The organism is Bacteroides intestinalis, assembly GCF_003464595.1.
In the GTDB taxonomy this organism is placed as follows: Bacteria; Bacteroidota; Bacteroidia; order Bacteroidales; family Bacteroidaceae; genus Bacteroides; species Bacteroides intestinalis_A.
Map to the genome: position 1 here is coordinate 38,133 of NZ_QRZF01000002.1, position 13,548 is coordinate 51,680.

At 40.8% G+C, this 13,548-nt stretch carries 6 protein-coding genes; 4 read left to right on the plus strand and 2 right to left on the minus strand.

The window, feature by feature from the left end; all coding sequences use genetic code 11:
* Positions 1 to 211: 211 nt before the first annotated feature.
* The 4 genes from DWW10_RS02620 (at position 212) to DWW10_RS02635 (ending at position 7,907) form a co-directional block, all read left to right on the plus strand.
* Positions 212 to 2,176, plus strand: coding sequence for a cellulase family glycosylhydrolase (locus DWW10_RS02620; RefSeq protein WP_409012344.1), 1,965 nt, complete (start codon positions 212 to 214; stop codon positions 2,174 to 2,176).
* A gap of 296 nt (positions 2,177 to 2,472) precedes the next feature.
* Positions 2,473 to 3,354, plus strand: coding sequence for an alpha/beta hydrolase (locus DWW10_RS02625; protein WP_022394419.1), 882 nt, complete (start codon positions 2,473 to 2,475; stop codon positions 3,352 to 3,354).
* Positions 3,355 to 3,387: 33 nt separating this feature from the next.
* Positions 3,388 to 6,612, plus strand: coding sequence for a glycosyl hydrolase family 95 catalytic domain-containing protein (locus DWW10_RS02630; protein WP_022394418.1), 3,225 nt, complete (start codon positions 3,388 to 3,390; stop codon positions 6,610 to 6,612).
* A 38-nt stretch (positions 6,613 to 6,650) separates the two neighbouring features.
* Positions 6,651 to 7,907 carry a family 8 glycosyl hydrolase gene (locus DWW10_RS02635; protein WP_022394417.1) on the plus strand — a complete coding sequence of 419 codons (1,257 nt, stop codon included), beginning with the start codon at positions 6,651 to 6,653 and terminating at the stop codon, positions 7,905 to 7,907.
* 104 nt (positions 7,908 to 8,011) lie between these two features.
* Here the strand turns inward: DWW10_RS02635 and DWW10_RS02640 are convergent, their stop codons facing one another.
* A complete protein-coding gene (locus DWW10_RS02640; protein ID WP_022394416.1) occupies positions 8,012 to 12,112 on the minus strand; it encodes a hybrid sensor histidine kinase/response regulator transcription factor in 4,101 nt (1,366 codons plus the stop codon).
* Positions 12,113 to 12,357: 245 nt separating this feature from the next.
* Positions 12,358 to 13,548, minus strand: coding sequence for a clostripain-related cysteine peptidase (locus DWW10_RS02645; protein ID WP_022394415.1), 1,191 nt, complete (start codon positions 13,546 to 13,548; stop codon positions 12,358 to 12,360).

The following is a 13,548-nucleotide window of genomic DNA, read 5'->3' on the forward strand; positions in this document are numbered from 1 at the left end:
AATAAGTCTGTTTAGGCTTTCAATTAAAAATGTAACGTCAGTGAACAAGTATGTAACATAAAGATACAGATTATTTCATTGCATCTGTTACATTTGAAACGGAAAAGAAGGAAACAAGGGAACGAGGGGCTGTATAATACTTCTATGCCGCATGGAACCTTGTCCCCTTGTAAACTACTGATTCACTCCCCCTAAAATAATGAAGAATGATATGAAAAAAATAATTTATTTGTTAACACTGGTATTAGGGATGTCTTTGGCGGCTTGTTCGGATGACACTATTCCTGTGCAGCCGGAGAAGCCGGAACTGGAGAAACCAGTCGAACCGGATCCGGAACCTGAGACTCCTGCTGAAGTCAAGTTGCCGATATTGCGTGTAGAGGGGCGCTATCTTAAAAATGAAAAGGGAGAAATAGTCAATCTGCATGGCTTTACGCAAACCTACAGCCCTTTCTTCAATAATAATGCGTGGGGTAACTACGACGTGCAGGCATGCCTCAGGTATAATAAGAGTATGGTAGACGGCATTGTGGCTGCCGGATGGAAGTTTAATTTCGTGCGGATGCACCTCGACCCGTATTGGAGTGATGACCCCTCCATGCAGTCCGTGAGATATGAAGGACATGAACGGTTCTCCGAAACCCGTTTTCAGAAGTATCTTGAAGAGTTGTTTGTGCCGATGGCAGAATACTTTATTTCCAAGGGAATGTATGTGGTGATGCGTCCGCCCGGAGTCTGTCCGGCTGATGTTCCCTATCAAGGTATAGAAATAGGAGACACTTATCAGCAGTTTTTGCTCAAAGTGTGGGATATTGTTTCGCAACATCCTAAACTGAAAAATAATACGGATGTTATGTTTGAGCTTGCCAATGAACCTGTCAGAATAAAAGGTACTGACGGAACATACGGCAGTAGCGGTGACGGTCATTTCAAGAACCTCCAACTCTACTTTCAGGCTATAGTAGACAAGATACGTACTAATTGTCGCAACATTGTTTGGGTGCCGGGACTGGCTTATCAGTCATCTTACGCCGGATATGCTACTCACCGTATCGAAGGGGAGAACATAGGCTTTGCCGTTCACTGTTATCCCGGTTGGTACGGTAGCGATGCCGAGCAGGACAGCGGCGAAGGAATCGGCTCTTCCACAGGGGGAGGTTACGAAGCTTTTCAGCGGGGGTGGGATGCGCAAGTAGGTCCTGTGGCGGCTTTCGCTCCTATCATGGTGACTGAAATAGACTGGGCTCCGAAGAAATATGATGCCACTTGGGGTAAAAGTATTACAGGGACGGCAGGTGCTGAAGGCTTTGGCGCCAACTTCAAATATATAGCCGATAATTCAGGCAATGTTTCCTGGTTGTTTTTCACCACCAGATCCCATGAACTGGCGGCATTCAAGGATGTGCCGGGTGAACCGGGCAACTATACTTTTCTCAATGATCCCGAAGCCTGTCCTTGGGCGATGTACCATTGGTTTAAAGAATATGCTGATGGGGTAGTAGTGAATGGGGAATTGGAGAAACTGGAGTTGATGGGACAGGAAGGAAATCTTCGTCTGCAAATGGGTGGTACGAATTATCTCAAAGTGAAAGCTGTTTATTCTGATGGAACGGTACGGATGGTGACTGCGGAAGCGACTGTCAACAGTTCAGATACGAACGTGCTGAAAGTAGAACAGGTAGCCAAATTAGTAGCTGTGGCACCAGGTGAAGCTACGGTAACCGTTACATATCAATCGGCTGCCGGAGTCAGTAAGCAACTGACATTGCAGGTTACGGTAATTTCTCCTTTCTCACTGACGGCAGATGTCTTCAATCCTTCTATATGGGAGAAAGGCACGTTCGACGAAAACACCCGCACACTGGTGACGGGACAGTATGGTTTCGGAGGGTGGCAATATGATAGTGGACTTGATTTGTCGGGATATAAGACTGTGACCGTAGAATTGGGTAATGATAATGAAAGTGGTGTTTCGTTCCGTCTGTTTGATATAAACAATTATTGGAGTGAGCCTGCTACGTATGATTTCGGATCTTCGCGTAAGGTTGTAGTGGAGCTGAACAATATGAAAGATAAGAACGGAGGAAAGATTGATCCTTCGCATCTTTACATTGCAGGTTTTTGGTCAACAGGCGGGAAACCGATTGTGATAAACTGTATAACTTTGGCAAACTGATTTTCTCTCGTAAGCTTATCTTTTTCTCACTTAAGCGAGAATCTTTTCTCATCGTGGAGAGAGTTTTTTCTCACTATGATGAGAATTTATTCTCACTCCGATGAGAAAAGATTGAGTATATAGTGTAGTTCCCTGATATTAGTTGACTGCTTTTAATCTTGTCCCTAAGCTTGATTGACTAAGTATTATCTAATATTGATATTTAAATGTCTAAAATTGTAAAGCGATGCTCAGATTCATGCCTTATTTTTGCAGATACAAATGAATAGTCTGATAAACTTTAAATAAAAGATATGATGAAGAAGATAATTTTATGGTTGGCTGTAATGATGTATATACTATCCGGTTATGCACAAAATGCACCTTGGAATTTCCAGAGTAAAGTAGTCACGGACACTCTTTTTAGTAAAGTATTAAATTCAAAGCGTGCTTATACAGTTTTTCTGCCAAAGAGTTTTGAACAGAATAAAGAGAAAAAATATCCGGTCCTATATCTATTGCATGGTATGTGGGAGACCAATCCTGTCTGGGCCGAACGTGGTCATGTAAAAGATGTGATGGATCGCCTTGTAGCCAGTGGAGAAGCATGCGAGATGATTATTGTTACTCCGAATGCCGGTGGTAATATACATATGGAATGGAACGGATATTTTGATATGCCCGGTTGGAAATATGAGACATTCTTTTATACGGAATTCTTGCCCTATATAGAGAAAGAATACAGGGTGATAGGTGATAGACAGCATCGTGCCATTGCTGGCTTGTCGATGGGAGGTGGCGGAGCTACTAACTATGGTCAGCGCCATAGTGATATGTTTTGTGCAGTCTATGCGATGAGTGCTCTGATGTCTATTCCTGAGCAGGGAGCAGTGTCTGCTGATGATCCGAATTCTAAAATAGCGATACTGACTCGTAGTGTTATTGAAAATAGCTGTGTGAAATATGTGACCGAAGCTGATGAGGCCCGTAAGGCTGATTTACGCAATGTGGCCTGGTTTGTAGATTGTGGAGATGATGATTTCTTGCTTGATCGTAATATAGAGTTCTACCAGGCAATGCGTAATGCCGGTATACCTTGCCAGTTCAGGGTGCGCGATGGAGGACATGATTGGGAATATTGGCACTCGGCTCTTTATCAGTGTTTGCCTTTCGTAACCCGGATATTTGGTAAGGAATGAATATGTATATAAACAAACAATAATAGGCAGATTATGAGAACATTTGTATTTACATGCTTGCTTCTTTTAGGTATGACGACATTTGCACAGGACGCGAATTTCCATATCTATCTGTGTTTGGGACAATCGAACATGGAAGGAAATGCAAAGGTAGAAGAACAGGATACAGTGGCAGTTGACAGTCGTTTTCAGGTATTAGCGGCTGTCGATTGTCCTAATCTGGGGAGGACCAAAGGGAATTGGTATAAGGCAGTTCCTCCTTTGGCGCGTTGCTATACAGGCTTGACTCCGGGAGATTATTTTGGCCGGGCTATGGTGGCTAATCTTCCATCTAATGTACGGGTGGGGATTATCAATGTTGCCGTAGGCGGTTGTAGGATAGAACTGTTTGACAAGGATAACTATCAGTCCTATGTAGAAGCTTCTCCGGACTGGCTGAAGAATATGGTAAAGGAATATGGCGGCAATCCTTATGCGCGTTTGGTTGAGATGGCAAAACTTGCTCAAAAAGACGGAGTGATTAAAGGTATTCTGTTACATCAGGGAGAGTCGAATACAAATGATAAAGACTGGCCCTCAAAAGTAAAAGGAGTGTATGATAATCTTTTGAAAGATTTAGGATTATCTGCCGCTAATGTGCCTTTGCTGGCGGGTGAGGTGGTACATGCAGATCAGAATGGCATTTGTGCCAGCATGAATACAATCATCGACAGCTTGCCACAGGTGATTCCTACTGCACACGTGATATCTTCTGCCGGTTGTCCGGCTGCATTCGATAATCTTCATTTTACAGCCGAAGGATACCGGATGTTGGGGGCACGCTATGCTGCTAAAATGCTTTCTATTTTAGGATATGGAGACTGGACGTCTGCTCAGAATATGAAGTTGTGGTATAATCGTCCGGCACAAGACTGGCTGGAAGCTTTACCATTAGGTAATTCCCGTTTGGGGGCTATGGTGTTTGGCGGAACTGCCCGTGAAGAATTGCAACTCAATGAAGAGACGTTCTGGGCTGGTGGACCTTACAATAATAATAATCCTAAAGGATTGCAGGTATTGCCTGAAATACGTCGACTTATTTTTGAAGGCAAAACCTTGGAGGCTCAGAAGCTCATTGATGAGAATTATATGACGCCTCAGCATGGTATGCGTTACTTGACATTGGGGAGTCTTTTCCTGAATTTCCCCGGGCATGAAAATCCTTCTGAATATTATCGGGATCTGAATCTGGAGAATGCTACTGCTACAACACGTTATGAAGTGGATGGAGTGAAGTTTGTCCGTACGGCATTTGCCTCTTTGAGTGATGATGTGATTATTGTACGTATTCAGGCGGATAAGGCAAAGGCTTTGAATTTTGCCGTATCATACAGCAGTCCGCTGAAATCAGATGTACAAGTAAAAGGGGGCAAGCTGATTATCTCTTGTCAGGGAGCTGAACATGAAGGAATTCCTGCTGCTATGCGTGCCGAATGCCAAGTACAGGTGAAAACAGATGGTAAAGTGAGTAAGGAAGAAAGCGCACTTGCCGTGAATGGGGCTACTGAAGCTACCTTGTACATTTCAGCAGCTACTAATTTTGTGAATTATCATGATGTCAGTGCGAACGAGTCAAAACGTGCAGCTACTTATTTGCAGAAAGCCACCCGCATTCCTTACGAACAGGCTTTGAAGAGTCATATCGCCTCTTATCGCAAGCAATATGACCGTGTGGTCCTGACTTTGGAAAGTACCGGAGTTTCTGCTTTGGAGACACCTGTCCGTGTGCAACGTTTTATAGAAGGGAATGATATGGCGATGGCAGCTTTGATGTTCCAATATGGTCGTTATCTGCTGATTTCTTCTTCTCAACCCGGTGGTCAGCCTGCCAATCTTCAAGGTATATGGAATCATAGTCCGTATGCTCCCTGGGATAGTAAATACACGATTAACATTAATGCGGAGATGAATTATTGGCCTGCTGAAGTAACCAATCTGAGTGAGACGCATGAACCTCTCTTTGATATGGTGGCCGACTTGGCAGTTACAGGTAGTGAGACTGCTAAGGTTCTTTATGATGCAAAAGGTTGGGTGGCACATCATAATACGGATATATGGCGTGCTTGCGGACCGGTGGATGCTGCATATTTCGGCATGTGGCCTAATGGAGGTGCCTGGCTGGCACAGCATCTGTGGCAGCATTATCTGTTTACCGGTGACAAAGAGTTTCTAAAGAAGTATTATCCGCTGTTGAAGGGGACTGCTGATTTTTATTTAAGTCATTTAGTGGAGCATCCGAAGTATAAATGGATGGTTACGGTACCTTCTATGTCGCCTGAACATGGTTATCGGGGTTCGCAAACAACGATTACGGCAGGTTGTACAATGGATAATCAGATTGCTTTTGATGCTTTGTACAGTACACTTCAGGCCAGTCGTATTCTGGGTGGAGATAAACAGTATGAGGATTCTTTGCAGGCAATGCTGAGTAAGTTGCCACCAATGCAGATTGGGAAACATAACCAATTGCAGGAATGGCTGATTGATGCTGATAATCCGTTGGATGACCATCGGCATATTTCGCACCTGTATGGCTTATATCCCAGTAATCAGATTTCTCCGACTGCAAATCCTGAGCTATTTCAGGCTGCCCGGAACACTTTGATACAACGTGGAGATATGGCTACCGGTTGGAGCATTGGGTGGAAGATTAATTTTTGGGCGCGTATGCTGGATGGCAATCATGCTTATAAGATTATACAGAATATGCTCCATCTTTTGCCTAGTGATAAGGTTCAGAAAGAATATCCTGAGGGACGTACTTATCCTAATTTATTTGATGCCCATCCACCTTTCCAAATCGATGGAAACTTTGGTTATACGGCAGGAGTTGCAGAGATGTTGTTGCAAAGCCATGATGGTGCAGTACACTTGTTGCCTGCACTACCTGAAGCATGGAAAAAAGGAAGTGTGAAAGGCCTTGTTGCCCGTGGTGGTTTTGTGGTAGATATGGAATGGGATGGCGTTCAACTGAAAAAGGCGAAGATACATTCTCGCTTGGGTGGGGTACTGCGTATCCGTTCTTATGTTCCTTTAAAGGGAAAAGGAGTGAAAGTGGCAGACGGTGCTTGCCCGAATCCTCTTTATGCATCGGCAGTTATAAAAGAACCGGTAGTTTCCAAACTGATAAATCCTCAGGTGCCGGTCCTTTATCGTACTTACGAATATGACATTGTTACTCAGCCGGGAGAAGACTATTCGCTGGAACGTAGTATGTAATGATATTAGTAGTCTATTAATTGTAACAAAACCTTGAAATGATGAAACTTACAACTTTATTTGCGGTTAGTGTCAGCCTGATACTTTCCGGTTTTTGTTCACTTGGAGTTCAGGCTCATCCTGTTCAGGAAGACAGTAGTGGGGACCCGGTTCCTGCTGGAGCTTACTATACTGATAACTATCGGAATTTGTTTAATGAGTATTTAGGTATTTCTCAGCAACAAACCGACCAGAAAATGGAGCAAATCTGGAATCACTTCTTTGTGAATGAAAAAACAAAGGTTTACTATGAGAGTGATGACAATACTGCCTATATTTATGATACAGGGAATCAGGATGTACGTACAGAAGGAATGTCCTATGGAATGATGATATGTGTACAGTTGGATAAGCAGGCTGAATTCGATAAGTTATGGCGGTGGGCTAAGAAATATATGCTGTATACTTCGGGCAAATGGTCGGGATATTATGCCTGGCACTGTACGCCTCGTGGTGTTAAAATAGGTAAGGAGCCGAGTTGTGCTTCTGATGGTGAAATTTATTTTATAACTTCTTTATTCTTTGCTTCTCACCGTTGGGGGAATGACGGGGCATATGACTATAATCAGGAGGCTCAGAAAATATTGAAAGATGTTATGTCTAAAGATGGTTCCCAAGGCGTTTATAACCTGTTCAATACTGAGAGTAAACTCGTTACATTTGTACCGGAAAAGGTCTATTATAACTATACGGATCCTTCCTATAATCTGCCTGCTTTCTTTGAACTTTGGGCTTTGTGGTCTGACACTAATAAGGAATTCTGGAAGCAGACACCTGATGCAGCCCGTCGCTTGCTGGCTGATGCATCGCATAAAAAGACGGGGTTGTTCCCTGATTATTCTGCATTCGATGGCACTCCTTGGAAACCTAAGAATTGGGGATATGATACAAGAAGATATCAGTTTGATGCTCTTCGCTGTGCCATGAATGTCGGTATGGATTATTATTGGTTTGGAAAAGATGCTGCTAACCAGGCAGAGATGATGAGTCGATTGCTTAACTTTTTCAAGCAAGATAATTTTACGCACGAATATTTCAATGTAGACGGTTCAGCACCTGCCGGTAATTATTCAACAGGTATGATCGGTGCAAATGCTGTAGGAGCTTTTGCTTTGAATGACAAGAATCTGGCGAAAGAATGCATACAGAAATTGTGGAATGAACCATTGCCTACGGGCAAATTTCGTTATTACAGCGGTATGGTATATATGATGTCTATGCTGCATGTCAGTGGCAATTTCCGGATTATCAAGTAGCTTGATGAATAGAAAATGTCAAGTAATATAAGCATAATATTAATATTATAGAGAAAGCCAGCTAATATGTATTAGCTGGTTTTCTTTTTGTTCTGTGTTTAGTTCTATTGCTTAATCTCGTCAGAAGAAGACTTTTGCTGCTCCTCCATATAGGTTGTTGGCGGAACTCCGTATAATTCTTTAAAAGCGGTAGAAAAATATGCAATATTAGTAAAACCTGTAAGAGTAGCAACTTCAGTAATGTTATGATATTGGTTTGCCAATAGTGATGCAGCCTGTTTCAGACGAACATTGCGTATTAAGTCGCGGGTTGACTGATTAGTCAGCTCTTTTAGCTTACGGTGCAAATGTACACGACTGATACCTACTTCAGTTGCTATCATTTCAACATTCAAGTCAGGATTACCTAGATTGTCATTAATCACTTTCATTACTTTATCAAGCAATCTGTCATCAGGTGATTGGACTTTTAGTTTCTTCAACTTCTGTTCCTGCATCTGACTGCCACTGAAACTGTTACGTAGTATTTCCCTGCTCTTAATAAGATTGATTGCCGTTTTTCTCAATATTTCGATACTGAATGGTTTCACTATATACGCATCTGCTCCCATGTTTAAACCTTCCAAATTATCTTCTTCTCTTGATTTAGCTGTCAAGAGGATAATTGGTATATGGTTAATGGTTACATTCTGCTTTATTTTTTTGCAAAGTGTCAACCCATCCATTTCAGGCATCATAATATCACTGATAATCAGATCCGGCTCCTTTTTTAGGATAAGGGTGAGAGCTTCCTTTCCATTTGCACACTCATGCATATGGAAATCGCTGGCCAATTCACGGCAGATATATTTGCGTATTTCTTCATCATCTTCTACTATCAGAACATGACACTTGGTTTTGGAACGTATTTTTTCATTTTCTTCGTCAGTTGGCGAGGGGGTAGGCAGAGCAGTCGTGATATGTACAGGAGCATTATTCCCAACTGGATTATCATCAATTTCTTCTACATTCAGATGCTCTTTGTTCAAGGGTAGCCGTATGATAAACCGGGACCCTGGCCTGTTCTCATTATTTTCAGCCTTTATGGTGCCATGGTGTAATTCTACTAGCGAACGGCTTAGATGTAATCCTATACCGGTACCTACATTCGAATTGTTATGGCTATTATGGATTTGATAGAAACGCTCAAAAATCCGTCCCATTTCTTCCGGATTAATGCCAATGCCGCTGTCTTCCACTATTATTTCAAAATAGTGTTTTAGAGATTGAGAAGCATTCATATCCTCACCTATACGCAAGTATATATTGATTTCTCCGTTCTCCGGCGTAAACTTGAATGCATTGGATATTATATTCAGAATAATTTTATCGAAATTTTTCGGATCAATCCATGCTTTTAACTTTTCAGTTTCCGGCTGGAAGCTCAATGTGATATGCCTGGCATTTGCCTGATATTCGAAAGTATAGTACAAATCACGGATAAATCCTACGATATCAACTTCTTGGAATTTTAGAGACATTTGTCCCTTATCTATTTTGCGAATATCCATCAGTTGATTGACCAATCGAAGTATACGTTCCGCATTTCGATAAATGGTATGATAGTTTTTCTGCCGCTCGTTATCTTTATCAGTGGCGATTAATTTCTGTAATGGGCTTATGATGAGAGACATTGGAGTGCGTATCTCGTGGGAAATATTAATAAAGAATTGTAGTTTGGCTTCATTGATCTGTTCTGCATGTATATGTTCCAATATCGCCTGACGAGCACGGTAACGATGACGTATCTGAATGACTATACCATAGATAATAACTATCAATAGTACTCCATATATAAATTTAGCCCATCCAGAGGCATACCATGCAGGATGGATTGTGATACTAAATTCTTTGATGTCTGAATAAGAATCATTATCTTTTGCTTTTACCTGGAATGTATAGGTACCTGGATTTAAATTGCTGAATGAAACCCGATTAATTCCCTGTTGTAAGCTAATCCAATTGGAATTATTAATGCTATATGTATAAGTAATTCGTTCCGGGCTGAAGAACTCCATAGCTGAAAATTCAATGCTGAAAGAATTATCTTTGTATGATAGTTGAAAGTGATCGGCATCCATGACTGCAGTGGCAATTATGTCTTTATTCCCTGATTTCATACCTTTTTTAACCTTTTTATCATGGATATAGAAGTCTGTAATCCGAATTTCCGGTTTCTTATCGGGCATGGTTATTTCTGTGGGATTAAAATAAGTGATACCATTCGTACCTCCAAAGATAAGTTCACCTTGTTTATCGGCAAAAGCGGCTCCTTTACTAAACTCGTTACTTTGTAATCCATCACTTGCATAAAAATTGATGAAACTTTGATTTTGAGGATTGAATCGGCTGATTCCATAATTCGTACTGATCCAAAGATAGCCATTTGCATCCTCTTTGATTGCACAGATATAATTACTGGGTAAACCGTCTTTTGTTGTATATTCTTGCACCTCAACGGTTCGTGGGTTTAGTCGTTTTAATCCTTTGGATGTTCCTATCCAGATATTACCATCCTTACCTTCATGTAAGGCATAGATTACATCGCCATATAATATTCTTCTGTTTTTCATGGGAGAAACGAAATCCATTGTTTTTATATCCAGACAGCCCAATCCATCGTAAGTACCTATGTACAGTTTGTCTTCGGCAGTATGTAACAAGCAATTTATCCATGAGTTATGTAGCATATTTACTCTGGTCCAATCGGTATTATTGGCAGTTGTGGTTGGACAACGGACTATTTCCTTAGTATTTATATTCATCTGATATAATCCTCCTCCCATAGTTCCTATCCATAAGGTTTTATTGTTATCTTCTGCAAAACAATATACATTTTCCATTAGATTAGATGTCTCGTCCACTAACTTCAAATACTCGCAACGACCGGTTTTTGTATCTAATTTGGCCATACCATTCAGATAAGAACCTATCCACATATTGTGGTTGGAATCTTCAAAAATGCTCATAATGGTTGCAGGAACGGAATGAGCATTGTCAGTAGGTGCAAAGTGTACTTTAGGTGTTTTATCTGGAGTCACTGCATAAATTCCGTCATTGTCAGTCCCTACCCAAAGAGTTCCTGTATGGTCTTTGTGTACAGACATGACGCAGTTAGAACCAATCACATTGTGCCTGGAAGATTTGTAACCTAGATACTTGAACTCGTTGGTTATGGCAGGTATAATCATAACTCCTTTCTGAAAGAACCCTAACCATATATTTCCCATTCTGTCTTTCAGAATAGAATGTATCTTTGCTTTTGTAAGGTCAAATGTTGTGATATTAAAATTGGCTTCTTTAATCTTTTGTTCTTGGATGTCATAAACTTTCATTCCCGAACCATCTGTACCAATAAGAATTTGATTCTCCTCCTCAGGGTATAGGATTTTGATAGGTAAGTTGGGATTAGGAGTGTATGTAATTGGTACAAATGTATCGGTTTTATCATTATATCTGAATAGTCCTTTCTTTAAGCTACCCATATAAAGATTTCCTTGTTTATCTTCGCACATGCTGGAAACTGTATTCCAGGCTATGCTTTTTTCACCGGAGTAGTGTTTGAATTGATTGTTGTTATCGAGACGGAATATTCCATTATCGCCTGTTGCTATCCATAGATTTCCTTTTTTATCCCGATATGAATATGTAATCAGGTTGCTGGCAATAAATTGGTCTATTTGTTGTGCTTTTATACTGTCTCCTTGTGTTTCCAGTAAAAATATACTGTGACCGGAAGTTCCTATTAATATTTCTCCGTTATTTTGTTCAAGTATAACTCCTACATTAGGAGCTATTGAAGCTCCACTGGAGAGGTACATTGGGATTGTTGTAAAACTATCGGTTGCGCGGTCGTATATTTGCAGTCCGTTTAGAGAACCTATAAAAAGGCGACCTTGACTGTCTTCGAACAGTATACGTACATAGTCACTTAATAAGGAATTCGGATTATCTTTTTCATTTCTATAAACTGTAAATTTTGCTCCATCGTATCGATTCAGACCATCTTCTGTTGCTATCCAGATGATTCCGTCACGATCCTGATAGATTTTATTGAGCATGCTGCTTGATAATTCTCTATCCACTGTGAACATTTTTCCTTCTTGTCCATAACATGGAAAGGACAGACACAAGCATAATAAACAGAGTATAGATAGTGTTTTCATAAGTATTAAATTTTAAGTCTACAAATATACTTAATATCCTCTATATATTCTTTTAAAAAGTGAACTAATTAGGCCTTATTGAGTGGTGAATAAGCAGTTGACTCATGGAATACCTTGTCAACAAGAAGTTAAGAGTCTGTCAACAAGAAATTAAGTCCTTGTTGACAGGAAGTAAATTTATTGTAAGTGGTTGATAATCAGTATGGATGTAATTGCAGGATTGTCCACACCAGTATACAAATGATTTAGTGTGTCGCTTTATACCAATTTGTCTCTGTCTTATCTGCTGCTAAAGAATTTACGCTCGGATCAGATACGGTAATACCTGAGAAGGTTTTAATTGGTGTGGTAGCTCCCGTCTTCATGGAATAATAAGTTTCGGTGTGCGTTTTATAAGGTACGGCCCGTTCTAACTGTTCTTTAAACTCTTTCAATAATGATGTATCATCACACAGATGTGCTACGTAGTCACCATAATCGTAGAAGATTACCGGATAGTAACCGTCTAAAGGTTGTAACTGGTTCCGCTTTGAAGTATCAAATGTATACCGATTATTTATTTCTTTCATGATAGTGGCCAGATGATCCAATTCTGCACAATTAGTTATGCCTAATGTTCCACAAGGTTTTTCTTCATAGGTGGAATAAAATGAATAGAAGCCGTCACAGATGGCTTGATAATTTGGTTCGCCCATCAAATCTTTTCCAATGATAGAATAGGGCATACCATAAGCCATGATTTCACAGGTGGAACCAATAAGGTAGTCTGTAACGTTTCTCAGGTCATAGGCTACTTCTATGGTTGACATATAGCAATCGTCGAACAGGATATACTCCATTTTGATTCCGGCACCGGCTATACCTTCCGCAAGGGTAGTGATATCTGTCTGATATTGACTTGTCCTACCGCCAAAGTAACGGGTTCGCGGGACACCTTCATAGTCCCAGTGCATTTTCATTGAAGTTCTTGCCCGTCCCTGGGCACTATGAACTGGAAGCCATCCCATGCCGTGACATCCGATAGTCATGGCGTAAGTGGGTGCAGGGGCGAAACTTTTTACATCATTGAGAATGGAAGTAATTCCTTCAGCGGTGGTGAAAGACGGATTGTTATATTCTTTTAGAGTAATCTGTTCACATTTACCTTTCTTGCAGGTTATTTCAAATAGAGTTGCTTTTTCCGAAGTAGTAGACATAAATACGATTACCCGTTCACCATTCAGTCCGTGCTGGCTGATTGCCTTTTCCATATCCGAGATATTCGTATAGAAAAACTCGGTTAGATCGGTGGACCAAGGTAGGTACATGAATAAAGTTTTTTGGTTTTCAACAGGCTCAATATCTCCTTTTTCACAAGACAGTACAAAGAAAGAGAGAGTAATCAGACAGAGTGATAACCGTATCCATTTTATAAATAATAATGTTACTTTATTCAT

Bases quoted from the DNA above. Each gene is read 5' to 3' on its own strand.
- DWW10_RS02645 (WP_022394415.1), bottom strand. From the start codon at position 13,548: ATGAATAAAGTAACATTATTATTTATAAAATGGATACGGTTATCACTC.
- DWW10_RS02625 (WP_022394419.1), top strand. From the start codon at position 2,473: ATGAAGAAGATAATTTTATGGTTGGCTGTAATGATGTATATACTATCC.
- DWW10_RS02635 (WP_022394417.1), top strand. From the start codon at position 6,651: ATGATGAAACTTACAACTTTATTTGCGGTTAGTGTCAGCCTGATACTT.
- DWW10_RS02640 (WP_022394416.1), bottom strand. From the start codon at position 12,112: ATGAAAACACTATCTATACTCTGTTTATTATGCTTGTGTCTGTCCTTT.
- DWW10_RS02620 (WP_409012344.1), top strand. From the start codon at position 212: ATGAAAAAAATAATTTATTTGTTAACACTGGTATTAGGGATGTCTTTG.
- DWW10_RS02630 (WP_022394418.1), top strand. From the start codon at position 3,388: ATGAGAACATTTGTATTTACATGCTTGCTTCTTTTAGGTATGACGACA.